Origin of the sequence: Clostridium moutaii (assembly GCF_041205085.1) — a bacterium.
In the GTDB taxonomy this organism is placed as follows: domain Bacteria; phylum Bacillota; class Clostridia; order Clostridiales; family Clostridiaceae; genus Clostridium_B; species Clostridium_B moutaii.
In genome coordinates this window covers 1-15,979 of record NZ_JBGEWD010000003.1, presented here as the reverse complement: position 1 = coordinate 15,979, position 15,979 = coordinate 1, and the positions used below count along the sequence as shown (strand labels likewise).

Below are 15,979 nucleotides of genomic sequence, written 5' to 3'. Positions count from 1 at the left end.
CTATTCTTATAATACTGATCAGGTAAATGCGTGTACCCGTATTTATCATTTCATAATGAATTTTGCCAGATCCTTGCACATATAATTTTCAGATAATTTTTCTATTATATCTTTATATGGAAAATCCACAAAAAATATATGAGAAAATCTGAGATCAGGCATTAAAATACTTAATTTCACCCGAAATTGTTCTAAAATATCGAAAAAACCATCCTTGCTTATATTTTTAAATACATTATTAAATACAATTTTACCCCTATGACATGCTATAAAATAAATAATTTTATCTCTCATTAAAATAAATATATAATTTTCATTTATTATCTTATCCTTGTAATTTTCCCATATGTAAAATTGAATTGGCACTATACCTTTAATACGGAATCCAACATCATCACATTTCTCTGCTACCTTCATGTTATGCCAGTTCATACAAAACACCATTATCTCTAATCTATATTTATAACGTCTGATTATTTCGTATGAAAACATTATATTATCCATTTTTTTGAATTTATTTTCAAGCTCCTCTTTTATAATTCTAAAAAGATTTTCCCTATTCATTTTGGGCAATTCCATAAATACTATATATATTTCTTCTCCATGGACCAAAATAATTAGATTCCTATTTTTCAATTTCACTTTAATATCTTTTATGGAAATAACACTTTTATTAATCTTATTATTATTAAATAGATCAAATATGGAATTTTTATTGGATATTTCTCTATACATTATATTTTTATTATTTACTTCTAAAAATATCTTTTTATGCATTTTTATCTACACTCCCTTATCAAAGGAATAATCTACACAACTATACACAAATCCAGTTTTTCCAAGCTCATATTCATAGGTTTCTTCTTTATAAAATTTTCCATTAAATATGTACTCTGCCTTAAAACAATCTATATTACTATCATAATATATATAACATTCTTCAAAATATATCTTAATATTATCCATAGAGCATATATTCTCTTTTAAATTATCTTCTTCATAAGGTATATTCTCCGCCATATATTTATCTAATTCAGTTAAAAGATATTCTCTATACTTTTCAGTTATATCCACTTGAAGGCATTTTTTATAATCATTCAAATTATTTGATCTTATATTCATCTCCATGCTATAGCATCCGAGGGAAATAAAAATACAAATGCACCCTATAAACAATACATATATCAGTATAAATCCTCTCTCAGCTTTTCTCTCTCTATTACAAAACATCTTTTATAAACATTACCTTTCTCTGTACTTATGGATATGTAAAATACTCTTCCATGTCTTTCCACTTTAAAATCCTTTATTCCTTTTAATACATTATTCAAGGTGGATGAATTGCTAGAACCATAGGAAATAACAATATCAGTGTTTCTGTATCTTTTTATATAATCATAGCCCCTATTATCATATCTTTTTAAAATAATCATATTGTCTTTTATATCCGTATATTTTGCACTTTTTACCTGATGCTCTATTATCATAAATGCCTCATTAACATAAAACCATTCCCTGCTATAATTTATTTCCTCCCTATGAAGTTTCATATATTTTGATATAACCTTTATCTGTATGGTAGTTATGGATGCCACTAATGACACAACTATGAGCATTTCTATGATTGTAAAACCCTTTTTTAATCCTATTTTACTTTTTATAATTTCCCTTATAAAATTCACACTCATCCACCTTGATTTTCCCATATGTTTTTCTATAAAGCTGTAAATTTATCTTTAACACATTATTCTCCATTACATTTAAAACAATATAAGGCTCTTTCATAGGTTTCACATCTGAAAATAAGTTACCGGCTTCTATCTCTTCAATATCTTCGAATTTTATTTCATTACAATTTATATATATTCTGCCGTTTTTGTATAAATCCAGAATATCTTCACGACTAAAATTATATATGATATTGTTTTTTACATACTCCATAATTAAAGTACAGCTACTTACCCCCTCATTGTATTTTTTTACTTTAACAGTATCTAGCTGTATAAAAAGAGCTGTCATGAACAGCAGTGAAAAAACTGTTATACTGCACAATACCTCTATTAAAGTAAAACCTTTATTAACCATGACTTTATCTATATCATTTCTTCTTAATTTCAACATCAATACTTTATCTCCACATAAGCAGTACCTACGCACATGGTAAGACAATGGATTTCTCCTTTCCTGTCTTTAAACTTTATACTACAAGCATCCTGAGTTATTCCACGATTATCTATTTTTATTTTATTGTCATCTCTTACCTTATTTAAAATAAATCCATCCGGCAATTTCATTTTGAATATTTCATCCAGACCTATAATAAAAGTTATACTTTCATTATTTTCATCAAAATAAATGTATCCACCTTCTTTTCCATTGTCCCTGCAATAGGCTTTAGATTTATTTATAAAATTTATAATGTTATTATCAGTTAGATCCACCTCTACCTTATTTGTAATCTTGCTAAAAGCGCCTAAATTAATCAAACTGAAGCTTAAGAGTATGGAAAATATACTCATCACCAAAAGTAATTCCAATAATGTGAAACCTTTTGTTTTAATTCTGCAAATCACAAATTCACTCTTCATTCGAGACATTCTTAGGGAATATCTGACTATTTCCCTTTTTAACTGTATAAGAATTGTTCGCAGCATTGATTTGCAACGTGTATGTATTGTTATCACTCTCATAGCTTATATTAATGAGCTGATCATCACTGCCTGCTGAAATGTTTGTTTTTTCTGCGGAAGTAAGTGCTGATATACATTCTTTCACATTAGTTTCATCAAACTTTCCATCATTATCACCATAACTGGCCATAGCTGCCGTTTCTATTTGCTTAGCCGTGTTTATGGCCTTGGTAGTTCTGACTTTATCTTGATAAGCAGAAAATTTAGGGACCATAAAACCTAAAAGTACTAGAATTATAGCAACCACTAACATGAGTTCTATAAGAGTAAATCCCTTTTTTATTTTATACCTGTATGTTCTTTTCATATTTTAATTACCTTCTTTTAATTTTATTTAAAAACTACAATGTGGAATCCATTATAGTAAAGATGGGCATAAGTGCTGATATAATAAATACTCCTACAAACAGTGACAAAAATATTATTATAACAGGTTCCACGAACTTGCTCATTTTCTTCAAACATCTATCCAATTTATTTCCAAATAATTGTTCCAGCTTTAAAAACATATTATCCATATCTCCTGTCTCTTCTCCCGTGGAAATCAAAGATAAGAATAATTTATCATTGATTTTTGTTCTACTAAATGCCTCATATAAATTTTCCCCTCCTTCTATATATTTTATTGACTCTTCTATTTTTCTGGACATGATTTTATTCTCCATAAGCTTACTGGTAATTTTAAGAGCTCTAACTATGTTAACTCCTGATTTAATAAGTATGGCCATTGATGAGCATATTTTAAAAATCATCAGATCATTGTAAATTTTATTAAAATAAGGGATTTTAACTTTTATATTTTCCAACATTCTAATACCGCTATAGCTTTTACGGAATTTATAAAACATCATCAACATGAAGATCAAAATTGCTGAAATCTGTATACAGTAAAGCCTAAAAAATTGACAGCTGTATATGACAATTCTAGTTAAAACAGGTACCTTTCCTCCATTAGAAATTATAATATTCATGAACTGAGGTACTATGTCAACCATTAAAAACAACATGACAAATATAGAAGTTGTAAATGTAACTACAGGATATATAAGAGAAGCCTTTATAGCGCTTATGATGCCGTAGTATTTTTCATAATATTCAGATAATTTTTTGAATATTTCATCCATTCTTCCACATTCCTCACCTATTTTAATCATCTCTACCATAAAAATCGGAAATGTATTTCTGAATTCCGCCATGCTTTCATACAAGTTTTTTCCTTTTGTTACTTCTTCCTTTACAATTCCCAAAGCCCTTTTCATTAAACTTTTACTGCACTGTTTTTCCAAGTCATCAAATGCCTTGGATACAGATATTCCAGCACCTAACATAATACTTAATTGGCTGCATAAAATACTTATATCCATCATGTTAGGTTTTTTAAAAAATATCTCATTGTATTTTTTTACATATACCTTGTTATATATAAAATATTGTTTTTCTCTTAAAGAGGTTTTTAATTGGCTGAATTTATATTTTTCACATTTACCCCTAATTTTTTTACCGCTGGTATTTATTGCCCAGTACTTTATTATAATATTCACCTCCTTTACTGCAAACACACTCTGAGAAACTCTTCATAAGTAGTAACACCTGCTTTAACAAGTTGTATGCAATTTTCCTTCATGGAAACCCCGCTTGACTCTTTTATACTATTTTCAAGACTCAATTTACTGCTTTCAGAAAAATTTCTCACATCATTATCTCTATAGGAAATCTCATATATCACTGTCCTGCCCTTGTATGCCTTGTAGTTGCACTTAACACATCCCTTTCCCTTATATAAAGCTTGCTGAGAAGACAGATTCAATTTTATAATTTCTTCTGGAGAAGCTTGGTATTTCGTTTTACAATAGGGACATATTTTCCTGACCAATCTTTGAGATATTACACCTATAAGTGCATCCTGTATAAAGTATTCCGGTATCCCCATGTCTTTAAGTCTTATTACGGATTCAACTGAATTATTTGTATGCAGTGTGCTTATAACCAGATGCCCCGTCACTGCTGCCCTTACGGCCATATGTGCTGTTTCTTCATCTCTTATTTCTCCAAGCATTATAACATCTGGATCCTGCCTTAACGTGCTCCTAAGTCCCCGTGCAAAATCAAGTCCTATTTTCCAATTTACATTTACTTGATTTACATTATCCAGTATGTATTCTACAGGATCTTCTATGCTGACTATATTCTTTTCCCTGCAATTTATATTATTAATCATGGAATAAACCGTAGTGGTTTTTCCGCTGCCAGTAGGCAGTGGAACAAAATTGCGACATTCAAAGCAATTACTATTTTAAAAGACAGTCAAATAACAACAAACACGGTTGGAGATAAAATTAAGAAATACAGGCTAATTAGTAATCTTTCCCAAAGAAAATTAGCCAAGCTAACAAAAACATCTAAGACACGCATATATTCTTTTGAGTATAACAAATTATGCCCAAAATTAGAGCTACTAAACAAAATGGCAGAGATTTTTAAAATTGATGCTAAACAGTTTATGGATGATTATCTTCTATTTATATATAACCCAAATTACAAAAATTTTTTTATAGAATTAAAAGCTAAAAATGATTGGACTTATAGAGACATAAAAAATATTCTTGGGTTTTCTTTATCTAACTATTTAACATGGCAAAAAGGTATTAAAATTTCAAAGATAAATTATATTAAATTAAGAAATGCTCTATTTAAATTGAAAATTTATGATATGAAAAAATACATTATATATTAATGTAAGTTTTTAGAAAGCCCTGGATTTCTCCAAGGCTTTCTATTATTGAGGTGGGTTGCAAATACTGCAAGGCGTATATCCTTGTGATTTAGCATCTCCTAATGATATTGGTATTTGGCTTCTAGCTAAATATTTACATCCTGCTCTGTGATATTTCTCACCAGTTTTGGTTACATAGACAGTTTCGCTTTGATTTGTTGTGGATGACTGTGTAGGAGCCTGTTGCTGTATAGTTGAAGTTTTTTGATTGTTGCTACTGCTAGTGCTTGATGCAGAGCTGGAACTTGAAGGCGCACTTATACCGTCTCCTTTAGTGGTACCATTAGGATTTATGGTCCACAGTCCTCTGCTATTTTCTCTGGCGCTTGCACAAAATTCCCTAAAATATTCAGCATATTTTACATTAGGTTGTACAGTCATCTGTTCAGCATAACCATTATAGGCTAATATGGCATTAAACATCTTATTCCTAATTTCATCTTCAGTTATTTCAGTCGGAGGCTCAATCCACACATATCTAAGCAACCTTCCATAAGTATCTGTATTTCCTACATCACTTTCCAGATATACCGTTTTCCCATACAATTGTGACTTCGTATAATTAGATGCTTCTTCTCCATATTGCTCGTGCTTTGTTGTGCTTTCAGGAGTATTTACACCGATAAATCTGACTTTTTCATATTGCCCATTTTCTAATGTTACCCCTATGGTGTCACCATCTGTATGATGGGTTACAGTGGCTTTTTCTAGCTTTATTGGTGATTTAATTTCCTGAGTTTTAGTCGAAGTGGTATCTGTTTTGGTAGTTTTAACTGCACTCTTAACTGGTGTATTGGATTTTTTAGAAGTAGTACTTTGGGTTTGTGCATTAGAGACCACGTTGGATTCTTTGGACTGAGTATCAGGCATATTAAATGCTCCAATCCACATTATTATGAAAGAAACCAATAATGCTGCAATTGATTTCTTAGATTTATTTCTAAATGCATCTATGGCAGAAAAAACTACAAAAGGTAATGCTACTACAGCCAAAAAAGTCCAAAAGCTTGATGTAAGAGCTGCTAAGCAAATAAAATAATAGATTGAAGCGACTATCATTTTAGGTTTTTTCCCAGATCTAAATCCAGGTATATGCTTTAAAATATCTTTCAATTGCTCATCCCCTTAAATATTAAATGCTATTTAGTTATTGTGGAGTAAATGAAGTTTGTACACTGCTACTCCCCACAGTAACATCTATAACTACTGTATAACCTGATGTTGCTCTTCCTATTTTAATTGGAATAACTGCTTTTCCATCACTTCCTATTGTTCCACTATATGGTGTCGTAGTTGTTTTATAATTACATACAGCAGTTACTCCTGATCCTATGGATCCTGTAACTGTTAAATATATAGTAGAATTCTTTTTAGGATTAGCATTATCTATACTTGCAGTTACTTGAGTAACAACTGGCATAGGTTCTGGCTGTGGTATTGGTTCAGGTTTTGGTGTAGGCTTTTGGGTTATACTTCCCTTAGAAATATCTCCAGCATTTAAATCAGATACCCCAGACTTACCTCCAAGTGCTATAACACTTCCATATGAGCTAAGTTTTGCTTTTACTGCATCTATTACAGAAGTATCAACTGAACTACCGACTAAAATTAATGGTGAATTGTACTTAGCTGCTAGCGCGCTCCCACAAAGTGCATCAGGATAATTTTCACCTGATACTACGTAAACTTTATCATAATTAAAACTATCTTCAAATTGTTTTAATACGGCTGCGTTTGTAGCATATCTATTTGGGCCGCCAATTCTTGTAACATTCTTTAGTTGAGAAGCTATGGTATTGCCTACAGCTCCATTTCCACCTAGTATGTAACTTTTACTATAATTACTACTATCTAAAAATGATTTAGCTTCAGAAGGCAAAGCGTTCGGTGTTGTTAAAATTATTGGCATTCCTTGACTTGCTGCAACTGGTGCTATAGATAATGCATCTGCAAATCCATATGCATTTACTAAAACTACTCCAGTAAAATCTCCTAAGCTTTTAGCAACTGCTAAAGAAGTTTGAAATCTATCTGATCCCGCAATTCTAGTTACTGTAATATCCATATCTTTTAATTGTGATTCAACATTAGAAGATATCGAGCCAGTGCCTCCAATTAGAAATACATTTTTTGTAGCAAGACTTTGCAATTCACTTTTAACATTAGAATCCAACGTACTTTTTCCAGTTAAAAGTATTGGAGCGTCATATTTTTTAGCCAAAGGTGCTGCACTCAATGCATCAGGAAAATCTTGTCCACTTGCCAATACTACATAATCAGAACTTGTCCATCCTTGCTGTACAACCTTTACCGCAGTTTCATATCTAGTTTGCCCGGCTAATCTTTGATTAAATGATGCTGCGTTAACTATTTGACTAGGCATAATCAACAATATGCTTAATGCCAATGTAGCCATAATACTTAAAAATTTCTTATACATAATAATCCCCCTTATTGAAATTTACTATATTGTAACAATTTGTTCATACTTAACATTCTACAATAATATGTATATTCCTGCTAAATTTTATTTAAATATGTAAAAAGATCCTCCTTTTTAGGAGGAAAATCAGTAATTTGTAAATTATTTTTGACGAATTTTTGACGGCAAAACATAACTCCAGCTTAATTTTGGTGGAAGTTTCTACTTATTTACTTCTCACAGGTATCCAAAATCAGATTTGAACTATAGAACCCTGTTTTCGAAGAGCATATTTATATAATTTGAAATGCTCCTCAATCTCTGGTATATAGCTATTTTACTTTTTAATATATGTCATCTATTCTTATTTATATCAAGCTATCGGAAACAAAAAAAGAAACAAATTTATTTATCCTCTATTAAAATATTAGCACCACTTTTATGTTTTTTAAACGTCATTTTACCATGCTTTCCAATAGGCCACATTTCTTCAATCTTATCACTTACTAAAACTTGGCTAACTGCCTCATCGCAATACTTAGATGCTGTATTAATACAATCTCCATATGCCTTTACATCAAATATACCATCTATACCTATCTTAGTAACAATAACATTACCATAGTCTATACCTATGCCACATGTTATTTGCCATATTTTTTCTTCATTTAAAATTTTATTTACAACTAATTTCAAAACATTTAGCATATCGATACCACATAATCCTGCATTTTGAGTCGCTTGTATTTTGGATATCCCCGATTTTTTCCCACCAAAGAACACCATTACTCCATCACCCATAAGATCTATTACATAACCCCTATAATATTTAATAACTTCCAACATAGCTGGCATAAAAGCATGCATAGACATATATGTCTTTTCTGGTCCAATAGTCTTTGCCCTGTTAGTAGACTGTCTTATATCAATAAATAATACCGAATAATTATCACTGTCAAAACTCTCAAATTTTAAAAGATCAGCTTTATATCCTGGTATCCCATCTGAAATAGCCTTATTAGCAAATTCGTATAATCCTTTAACTTTTCGTATATTGTCTTTTGCATTATTAAATTTCTCTCTAGCGATTTTTTCTATCTCTATAATATCAACCATTGTCCCACCTCATATACACTTTATAATTAAACAATTATGAAATTATAAATAAACACAAATGCAAGAATAATTATAAATGAAAATAGAGATACCATAAAATTAAAAATACTCTTATTCACATAATTAAGCTTAGTATTTCTCATAAAACTTAATTTCATCAATTCAAATGAAGCAGATAATAACAAATCATTTATGCCTAAACAACTTATTTTCTTATAATATTCATCTAACGGAATTGAAATTTTACCTTTTTCATTATTAGTTAAATACCATAACTGATTAGGCTTTATATCACCATAATCTATATGCTCTAAGGGGTTATTCTCTGGAGCTAATGTCCTATAACCATACCAAATGGCTCTAGCTGTCATAGTACCATAAACTATTATTAATAATAGCAAAGACCCATCTATAATTGGTATATATTTATATTGATTATAGAATTGTAAAATTTTATCAAAAGTTACACCTATCAGTCCAAAAACTAATCCCATAGTAACAAAAATATAGTATATTTTAACATCTAATGCTCTAATAGTATTACACGTATCATCTATAGCTTTATAGACAAAATTAAGATTATCACTATTTGTCATTTGTAATTACCTCCTTTTAATGCATTAATCAATTTTTTGCCTATATATTTTTATATTTTCTCCCGTTTTTTTATCTACTCTGTATGATAAATAAAAATTTTTCTTTAACCTTTCATCCATAGAATTATATGTATCTACTGAAATCCATATTTCATTGCTACCATCAGAATTTTTTGACGAATTATTTATACAATTTCCTATTGCTTTTATATCTCTAATTTTATCTGTCCCAACTTTAGTAACTATAACTTCTCCAGTATCTATGCCAACTCCAAAAGTAACCGATTTAATATTATTATCAACTAATATAGGATTAACTATTTCTTCAAAAGTCGTTAAAAGATCTTTCCCACAACCTACTGCTAATGATTCTTCATTTAAATATTTTCCACCTACTACCCAACGTATGTTTTTAGGATTACCTTTAAACAATGCCATAACTCCATCGCCAGGTAAATCAACTATACTTCCTCCATATGCTTCTATAATATATATCATTGCAGGCATAATAGCATGGATTGTTAAAAATGTATCTTTAGCTCCTATATCCATTGCTCTATTAGTTGAATCCCTCATGTCAGCAAAAAAGCTAACAAATTTATCCTTTTCATAAGCTCCAAATTTCATTTTGTTAATATCATAATTAGGTATATTATTTGATATATCTTTAGCAAATTTTTTATCAATAGTTAACTCATTTAAAACATTTTTTTTAGCTAATTCAAACTTTTCAGTGACTTCCCTTTTTAATTCATTAATGTCTATATCTAAAAGTTCCATTCATTCACCACCTTTTATAAACCTAATTAACATTTCTCCATAAATTACTATATTCCTGCTTAATTTTACAAATAAAATAAAGCCTAGAGCATTTTACTCTAGGCGATAAACTAAAAATTTATATTTCTTTTAATAAAATGTTAGTCATTTATTCTGTGTTACTTCTATCCACAAATCAATTATATACTTATTTATTTCATCTCTTCTGGAACCGCCAGGAGCTATTTGCTCCATTGAATGAAATTGTTCTTTTAAAAATAAATTAGAATATTTCTTTTCATTTACTGTATCAAGACATTTAATCAAAGAACTATTATTCCTTAATTGATTATCTATTATTCCAGCTAATACAACAAATTGAGTTGTACTTAATTTAACTTTTCCATTCTGTATATATTCAATAGTCTGAGAATCAATCCCTGATAATTTTGCTAGTTTATCTTTATTCCAACCAATACACATTAAAAAACAGCCAATACTCTTTGCAAATATTTCGATCAATTCACCCTTACTTATACTTTTCACATCCATCTAAATACCTTCTTTCATATTTTATATCAATAAATTCTATAAAATCCTCTGTAAAAAATAAAGTTTACCAATAGTATCTTAATCGTTCTAAAATTGGTGTTTAATAATTCCTAATAATCAATTCATCATACCTGTGCTCTTTATCCTTATACTTTCCCATAAGATTATGATTTCTCTGAACCTCATCTACATTAAAATCTTTGTATAAGTCTCTTATGAATCCACAATCATTATACGAAAGAATAAACTTTCCTTTTATATTCTTAAGTACTTCACATAACCTCTTGTGATCCTCTTTAGAAAATTTCACCTGGTAATATCTTTCTGTGCCATAATACGGCGGGTCAAGATATACAAGTGCATCCTCTTTATCATAGACTTTAAGCAAATCCTTAAAATCTTTATTTTCAATTACAACATCAGAAAGCCTCTCCTGAATATCAGTAAGATATTTAATCATTACATTTACATTCTTCTTTACGCATCCATAAGACCTGTGATCACTCCCATAGCTTGTCTTTATCAGCATAAAAAATCGTGCTGCCTTTTGAATATCTGTCATTCCCCTGGTATCATACTGACTTGCAAAATCATAAAACAGCTCTCTTGAATTCAACATAAATGAGAGTTCTCTCTGCAGCTCTCCACAGTGAAATTTCACACACCTAAATAAATTGACCAGGTCACCATTTATGTCGTTGTATACTTCCATGTTGGTCAGTTTGTCTTTTGAGAAAAGAACCCATGCTGCACCCCCGAATACTTCTATGTATCTATTAAACTTTTCAGGGAACCTTTTAACTATTTCCTTCCTGAGTAATTTCTTTCCACCTATCCATCCTATAAAACTATTCATACAGTACCTCCTATGTTCCAGATAATATTATTATATACAAACAGATGTTCTATTTCAAGGTAGAATATGGATAACAAATATGTTATGATATTTATATTATTCATAAAAATAAATTATTATGGATTACTAAAGGAGGGATTTTTATGAATTTAAAAGTAAGAGAAGCGATTGCAAATGATTATATTCACATTAGTAATCTTGTTAGAGAGGTACATAAGTTACATGTCAAAAATAGACCAGATATTTATTTGGAAGTTGATAATCCTTTGATGAAAGATAGATTTGAAGATTTATTGAATAGTAACAATACAAAGTTATTTGTAGTAGAAGATATCTATAGCAACGAGTTGATAGCATATAGCATTGTTCAAATTATGCATCAAAAAAATATTCAGTTACTTGTACCATCTAAATTTGTTTATATAAATGATTTTTGCGTTAAATCAAACCATCAAAAGGCTGGTATTGGAAAATTATTATTCAACCACATAGTAGATTATGCAAAATCAGAAGGCGCTTCATCTATACAGTTGACCGTAAGTGAATTTAATAAAAATGCTATTAAGTTTTACAAAACATTGGGAATGTCAACAAGAAATAGAAAAATGGAACTAAATTTATAATTTTATCACATGATATTCTATTTTTATGAACTAAAATAAACCCCAAGCCAAATTAATGACCCGGGGCTAAAATTATTGAGCTGTATTGGCTGGAGCTGCTGTATTCTGCACGGGAGTTACAGCTCCTTGTATACTAGCAATAGTTTGCTTCAATTTTTCATTTTCTTGTTGTAGTTGGCTTTTTTCACTTTGAAGCTGCGTGTTTTGAGTTTGAAGCTGAGATACCTGAGTTTGAACTGCCGTTTGCCCAGCTGACTTCTTTTCTTCTGGAGTTTTTAAATCATATACTTTATTCTCAATAACTCCGGAAACTATGGTCTTGACATTATCATCCACCCCTATGCCCAGTTTATTCAATACATTATATACATAATCTTCTGCACTCTTTTTCCTCTGGTCTGCAGGGAGTTGTGAAGATACATTTAATTGTGCAGCCTGTCCCACTCCTATTTCTGCATAGTGTTCTATGATGCTTAATATATTTAAAAATTTACTTCCAGGCACCAGTGCCTTCGCTGCATCTGTATACTTTTTAACCTCTTGCAAGCCAGTATCAACCTTTTGTAAAACATCTGCTGTGTTAACACCCTTTTTCTTTAAAAAAGGAAGCAGAACTAATACTGTAGCTCCTACTCCCACGGCCAACCCTAAAACTATAAATAATACATTTAAATTTGTCATTTTTACATTCCTCCATTATCATTTTTTACTTTACATTTTTATAAAAAATTCGCCCTGACTTTACAGGACATGTTGTAAATTATTCTAGTTATTTAAAAATATACTCCATGTTTCTGGTCTTAGAACTCCATCCGTAGGCCTTCCCCAATTTTTCTGTAGATTAGTAACAGCCTGGAAAGTTGGTTCATCATATACTTTTTCTTCATAGGAATCTTTCTTTAAATAGCCATAACTTTGTAACTTCTGTTGTACCCAAAGGACTACATAACTTTTATGACCTTTTACAATAATATTTTGTATCCCCTTTAATGCTGCCATGGTTGCCGGCCCTGCTACTCCATCTACAACCAATCCAGCATTGTATTCAGAGTTTAGATCATACTGTAGCGCCCTTATCTGCTCCACAAGTGGATCTGGTTGTCTTGTACCTCCCAGACTCTTGTAAAAATCCTCTGACATATAATTTAAATCCAGATAACCACCTATGCCAGGTATTTGCCCCTTTTCGGAATACTGCCATATAGCGTATTCATTCCACAGAACAATATTTGGATAACTAACCCCGTAATGAGCCACCCATAAAGGATGCTTGGTTATTTTGCTGTTCAAATATGCCTTTATATAGCTTGGATTACAATAGATAAGTGCTGGTGCTATAGCTGAGATAGTATCCAGACATGCCAGACATGCATCTGTCATGTCCCCGCTGCACTGCTGCTCAAAGTCCAGGACTACAAAATCCGGATTGGCTCCTGCAGCAATTTGCTTGAAAAAGTTTGCCTCCTGGATGGCCTTTGCTATGGTTGTAAATCTGCCAAAATGATAAGCCCCGGTAACAAGTCCCAGGGCTTTAGCATTTCTAATATTCCGTTCGTAGTATTTATCTACAAAAGTACTCCCTTCGGTGGCCTTTGCGATTACAAAGGAATTACCTGCATTTTTAATAAGGTCCATATTTACAGGGCCATTAAGATTGCTTATGTCTACCCCTTTTAACATAAATTATTCCTCCTTACTTTAAAAACTTACCAATAATAATGCCAACTAATACGGTAATAATCTGATTTATTAGACTATCCCATCTCTTAGCTGGCTTTTCTTTTAAACCTTCTAATTGCATTGTCATTTTTTCTATAAGCTGCTTTATATCCTCAAGTGTATCCTTGAAATTTTGAACATCTTTTGCAGTACCTACATTTTCATTCTCTATCTTTTTTAATCTGGATGAATGGTCATTCAACCTTCTCTCATGTAAATCAAAAGTCTCATTTATTTGTTTATGTCTTTCCTCACATAACTTTGCATCATAACATTCACTCATTCCTAGCCTCCTATTTTTTAATATAAAAAAAGCTCTGGATTTCTCCAAAACTCTTTATGTTTTAGCTCATAGTATAAGAATGTTACAAGCCAAAATATCTTATAATCCAATTATTAATTATTTTCATTCTAACGTAAATATTTGATTTAATTAAATGCTTAAGTTATAGAATAAAATACTTATAACATGATATTATTTTGGTATAATCTCAGTTATAACGGTTAATTGGAAAACTTAAAATCACTGTTTAAATTTGAAAATTTATTTTTAAACCCTACTGATGTGTAAATCTTATAATTTGTTGTGGTAACTTCACAAGAAACATTTTTCATACTGTTTATAAGGTCAATACCCTTTTGTGGTCCAAGTCCGAAAACAGTTAATGATAAAATATCTGCCAACATCCCATTATCCGGTACGCTACCATCAATTATAACTGTAACACTCATAACACCATTGTCTACAGGATACCCTGTAAATGGGTTAAGTATATGATGATACCTTTTACCGTTTTGTATAAAATAACGTTGATAATCGCCTGAAGTAGATAATCCTTCATCCGAGATTTTTACAATACCAAGATAATTGCCACTTTGATCACTTCTGGGATGTTGAATACCAATTGACCATGGGTCCCCTGAGCCATTTTTTCCGACAGCATATATAGAGCTGGAACCTAGATCTATCAGCCCACTTTGAATATTATACTTTTTATATATCTTAAATACTTCATCAACCGCAAAGCCTTTTGCAATACCACCTAGATCTATAGACATACCTGGTTGCATAAGCATAACACTATTATCCTTTTCATTGATGCTAATTTTACTGTACCCAATCAGTGGTAGCTTCGATTTGATTTCCTCATCTGAAGGCTTTCTGGCTTTATCAGTTCCTATTTTCCATAGGTTTACTAGAGGACCGACAGTAATATCCCATACTCCATTACTTATTTTTGAATATTTTTGTGAGGCTACTATCATTTTTATTATTTCTGAGTGAACCTTTACATAGTTTTTTCCTGCAGCATTATTAATTTTACTTACATCGCTGGTTGCTATTGTAGAACTTGCCATATCATTAAGCTCATATAACTTTTTTTCACTTTCATCTAATGCTTTTTTTCCATTATCCCCATACGCCCTTAATTTCATAACTGTATCCATAGTTATAAATGTTCGTTCGTATGGTTGGTTGCTAGTACTGTCGCTATTAGAACATGCACTGAGAGGTAAGACAAATAATATACATACTAATATTATACAAACCTTTTTTATCATTAGTATCCCTCCATTGTATTTGATATATTGCTTTAGATGTTATATAGACTTTCGTCTTCTAAATTATCTTATACATTAATTAAAGCTTCATAATTTCAAAGGTTTAATTGTAACTTAAAAAATCCTGTACTACATATTATATAATTCATCATTTAAGCATTAATTCTTAAGTCGTGATAACTTAAAACTGCAACTTAATATTACCATACTATTATTAAAAAAGACAAAAATAAAAAAGCTATCTCTAGCCCTTTGGTACCATCACCCTAACTTCAAATTGATTATCCAAACTATCTATTAATTTGCTTCC

Annotated in this window: 21 protein-coding genes; 2 read left to right on the top strand and 19 right to left on the bottom strand. The window is 30.7% G+C overall.

From position 1 onward, the window contains the following. Window positions 1–45: 45 nt before the first annotated feature. Genes AB8U03_RS04350 through AB8U03_RS04315 form a run of 8 tightly spaced genes read right to left on the bottom strand, consistent with a single transcriptional unit; the run spans window position 46 to window position 4,908 of the window. Window positions 46–777 carry a hypothetical protein gene (locus AB8U03_RS04350; RefSeq protein ID WP_369703330.1) on the bottom strand — a complete coding sequence of 244 codons (732 nt, stop codon included), beginning with the start codon at window positions 775–777 and terminating at the stop codon, window positions 46–48. A 6-nt stretch (window positions 778–783) separates the two neighbouring features. Continuing rightward, window positions 784–1,128: a hypothetical protein gene (locus AB8U03_RS04345; protein ID WP_369703329.1), complete on the bottom strand. Its 345-nt coding sequence runs from the start codon at window positions 1,126–1,128 to the stop codon at window positions 784–786. Window positions 1,129–1,184: 56 nt separating this feature from the next. Beyond that, on the bottom strand, window positions 1,185–1,688 hold the full coding sequence (locus AB8U03_RS04340) for a prepilin-type N-terminal cleavage/methylation domain-containing protein (RefSeq protein WP_369703328.1): 504 nt from the start codon (window positions 1,686–1,688) through the stop codon (window positions 1,185–1,187). Further along, a complete protein-coding gene (locus AB8U03_RS04335; protein ID WP_369703549.1) occupies window positions 1,651–2,121 on the bottom strand; it encodes a type II secretion system protein in 471 nt (156 codons plus the stop codon). Before AB8U03_RS04335 ends, AB8U03_RS04340 begins: the two co-directional genes overlap by 38 nt. After that, on the bottom strand, window positions 2,121–2,588 hold the full coding sequence (locus AB8U03_RS04330; protein ID WP_369703327.1) for a type II secretion system protein: 468 nt from the start codon (window positions 2,586–2,588) through the stop codon (window positions 2,121–2,123). The genes AB8U03_RS04335 and AB8U03_RS04330 overlap by 1 nt, the downstream gene beginning before the upstream one ends. Then, window positions 2,578–2,997, bottom strand: a complete 420-nt coding sequence (locus AB8U03_RS04325) for a type II secretion system protein (protein ID WP_369703326.1) — start codon at window positions 2,995–2,997, stop codon at window positions 2,578–2,580. Before AB8U03_RS04325 ends, AB8U03_RS04330 begins: the two co-directional genes overlap by 11 nt. Before the next feature lie 34 nt (window positions 2,998–3,031). Beyond that, window positions 3,032–4,249 (bottom strand): type II secretion system F family protein, encoded by a 1,218-nt coding sequence (locus AB8U03_RS04320; RefSeq protein WP_369703325.1) that lies wholly within the window; start codon window positions 4,247–4,249, stop codon window positions 3,032–3,034. Continuing rightward, on the bottom strand, window positions 4,237–4,908 hold the full coding sequence (locus AB8U03_RS04315) for a GspE/PulE family protein (protein WP_369703324.1): 672 nt from the start codon (window positions 4,906–4,908) through the stop codon (window positions 4,237–4,239). Before AB8U03_RS04315 ends, AB8U03_RS04320 begins: the two co-directional genes overlap by 13 nt. Between AB8U03_RS04315 and AB8U03_RS04310 the strand changes: the two genes are divergently transcribed. After that, window positions 4,825–5,424, top strand: coding sequence for a helix-turn-helix domain-containing protein (locus AB8U03_RS04310; RefSeq protein ID WP_369703323.1), 600 nt, complete (start codon window positions 4,825–4,827; stop codon window positions 5,422–5,424). The two genes, AB8U03_RS04315 and AB8U03_RS04310, sit on opposite strands and share 84 nt — an antisense overlap. A gap of 42 nt (window positions 5,425–5,466) precedes the next feature. Here AB8U03_RS04310 and AB8U03_RS04305 read toward each other — a convergent pair whose 3' ends face one another. The 7 genes from AB8U03_RS04305 to AB8U03_RS04275 form a co-directional block, all read right to left on the bottom strand. Then, the gene (locus AB8U03_RS04305; protein ID WP_369703322.1) at window positions 5,467–6,576 is read right to left on the bottom strand and encodes a thermonuclease family protein; all 1,110 of its coding nucleotides are present in this window, start codon (window positions 6,574–6,576) and stop codon (window positions 5,467–5,469) included. A 34-nt stretch (window positions 6,577–6,610) separates the two neighbouring features. Next, window positions 6,611–7,903: a cell wall-binding repeat-containing protein gene (locus AB8U03_RS04300; RefSeq protein ID WP_369703321.1), complete on the bottom strand. Its 1,293-nt coding sequence runs from the start codon at window positions 7,901–7,903 to the stop codon at window positions 6,611–6,613. 387 nt (window positions 7,904–8,290) lie between these two features. Continuing rightward, window positions 8,291–9,001 carry an adenylate/guanylate cyclase domain-containing protein gene (locus AB8U03_RS04295; protein WP_369703320.1) on the bottom strand — a complete coding sequence of 237 codons (711 nt, stop codon included), beginning with the start codon at window positions 8,999–9,001 and terminating at the stop codon, window positions 8,291–8,293. Window positions 9,002–9,027: 26 nt separating this feature from the next. Further along, window positions 9,028–9,597 carry a hypothetical protein gene (locus AB8U03_RS04290; protein WP_369703319.1) on the bottom strand — a complete coding sequence of 190 codons (570 nt, stop codon included), beginning with the start codon at window positions 9,595–9,597 and terminating at the stop codon, window positions 9,028–9,030. Window positions 9,598–9,621: 24 nt separating this feature from the next. Next, window positions 9,622–10,377 carry an adenylate/guanylate cyclase domain-containing protein gene (locus tag AB8U03_RS04285; protein ID WP_369703318.1) on the bottom strand — a complete coding sequence of 252 codons (756 nt, stop codon included), beginning with the start codon at window positions 10,375–10,377 and terminating at the stop codon, window positions 9,622–9,624. 144 nt (window positions 10,378–10,521) lie between these two features. Then, a complete protein-coding gene (locus tag AB8U03_RS04280) occupies window positions 10,522–10,908 on the bottom strand; it encodes a hypothetical protein (protein WP_369703317.1) in 387 nt (128 codons plus the stop codon). Window positions 10,909–11,008: 100 nt separating this feature from the next. After that, window positions 11,009–11,764, bottom strand: a complete 756-nt coding sequence (locus AB8U03_RS04275; protein WP_369703316.1) for a DNA adenine methylase — start codon at window positions 11,762–11,764, stop codon at window positions 11,009–11,011. Window positions 11,765–11,907: 143 nt separating this feature from the next. On the opposite strand from AB8U03_RS04275, the gene AB8U03_RS04270 reads away from it, so the two are divergent. Then, window positions 11,908–12,387: a GNAT family N-acetyltransferase gene (locus tag AB8U03_RS04270; RefSeq protein WP_369703315.1), complete on the top strand. Its 480-nt coding sequence runs from the start codon at window positions 11,908–11,910 to the stop codon at window positions 12,385–12,387. A 72-nt stretch (window positions 12,388–12,459) separates the two neighbouring features. Here the strand turns inward: AB8U03_RS04270 and AB8U03_RS04265 are convergent, their stop codons facing one another. From AB8U03_RS04265 to AB8U03_RS04250, 4 genes are all read right to left on the bottom strand, one after another. Continuing rightward, a complete protein-coding gene (locus AB8U03_RS04265; RefSeq protein ID WP_369703314.1) occupies window positions 12,460–13,068 on the bottom strand; it encodes a hypothetical protein in 609 nt (202 codons plus the stop codon). Window positions 13,069–13,152: 84 nt separating this feature from the next. Then, complete coding sequence (locus tag AB8U03_RS04260; protein WP_369703313.1) at window positions 13,153–14,067, bottom strand: GH25 family lysozyme; 915 nt, start codon at window positions 14,065–14,067, stop codon at window positions 13,153–13,155. A gap of 13 nt (window positions 14,068–14,080) precedes the next feature. After that, window positions 14,081–14,389 (bottom strand): hypothetical protein, encoded by a 309-nt coding sequence (locus AB8U03_RS04255; RefSeq protein ID WP_369703312.1) that lies wholly within the window; start codon window positions 14,387–14,389, stop codon window positions 14,081–14,083. 221 nt (window positions 14,390–14,610) lie between these two features. Then, window positions 14,611–15,669, bottom strand: coding sequence for an FAD:protein FMN transferase (locus tag AB8U03_RS04250; protein ID WP_369703311.1), 1,059 nt, complete (start codon window positions 15,667–15,669; stop codon window positions 14,611–14,613). Between the last annotated feature and the right edge of the window lie 310 nt (window positions 15,670–15,979).

Bases quoted from the DNA above. Each gene is read 5' to 3' on its own strand.
- AB8U03_RS04350 (WP_369703330.1), bottom strand. From the start codon at position 777: ATGCATAAAAAGATATTTTTAGAAGTAAATAATAAAAATATAATGTAT.
- AB8U03_RS04345 (WP_369703329.1), bottom strand. From the start codon at position 1,128: ATGGAGATGAATATAAGATCAAATAATTTGAATGATTATAAAAAATGC.
- AB8U03_RS04340 (WP_369703328.1), bottom strand. From the start codon at position 1,688: ATGAGTGTGAATTTTATAAGGGAAATTATAAAAAGTAAAATAGGATTA.
- AB8U03_RS04335 (WP_369703549.1), bottom strand. From the start codon at position 2,121: ATGTTGAAATTAAGAAGAAATGATATAGATAAAGTCATGGTTAATAAA.
- AB8U03_RS04330 (WP_369703327.1), bottom strand. From the start codon at position 2,588: ATGAAGAGTGAATTTGTGATTTGCAGAATTAAAACAAAAGGTTTCACA.
- AB8U03_RS04325 (WP_369703326.1), bottom strand. From the start codon at position 2,997: ATGAAAAGAACATACAGGTATAAAATAAAAAAGGGATTTACTCTTATA.
- AB8U03_RS04315 (WP_369703324.1), bottom strand. From the start codon at position 4,908: ATGATTAATAATATAAATTGCAGGGAAAAGAATATAGTCAGCATAGAA.
- AB8U03_RS04300 (WP_369703321.1), bottom strand. From the start codon at position 7,903: ATGTATAAGAAATTTTTAAGTATTATGGCTACATTGGCATTAAGCATA.
- AB8U03_RS04295 (WP_369703320.1), bottom strand. From the start codon at position 9,001: ATGGTTGATATTATAGAGATAGAAAAAATCGCTAGAGAGAAATTTAAT.
- AB8U03_RS04290 (WP_369703319.1), bottom strand. From the start codon at position 9,597: ATGACAAATAGTGATAATCTTAATTTTGTCTATAAAGCTATAGATGAT.
- AB8U03_RS04285 (WP_369703318.1), bottom strand. From the start codon at position 10,377: ATGGAACTTTTAGATATAGACATTAATGAATTAAAAAGGGAAGTCACT.
- AB8U03_RS04280 (WP_369703317.1), bottom strand. From the start codon at position 10,908: ATGGATGTGAAAAGTATAAGTAAGGGTGAATTGATCGAAATATTTGCA.
- AB8U03_RS04275 (WP_369703316.1), bottom strand. From the start codon at position 11,764: ATGAATAGTTTTATAGGATGGATAGGTGGAAAGAAATTACTCAGGAAG.
- AB8U03_RS04270 (WP_369703315.1), top strand. From the start codon at position 11,908: ATGAATTTAAAAGTAAGAGAAGCGATTGCAAATGATTATATTCACATT.
- AB8U03_RS04265 (WP_369703314.1), bottom strand. From the start codon at position 13,068: ATGACAAATTTAAATGTATTATTTATAGTTTTAGGGTTGGCCGTGGGA.
- AB8U03_RS04260 (WP_369703313.1), bottom strand. From the start codon at position 14,067: ATGTTAAAAGGGGTAGACATAAGCAATCTTAATGGCCCTGTAAATATG.
- AB8U03_RS04255 (WP_369703312.1), bottom strand. From the start codon at position 14,389: ATGAGTGAATGTTATGATGCAAAGTTATGTGAGGAAAGACATAAACAA.
- AB8U03_RS04250 (WP_369703311.1), bottom strand. From the start codon at position 15,669: ATGATAAAAAAGGTTTGTATAATATTAGTATGTATATTATTTGTCTTA.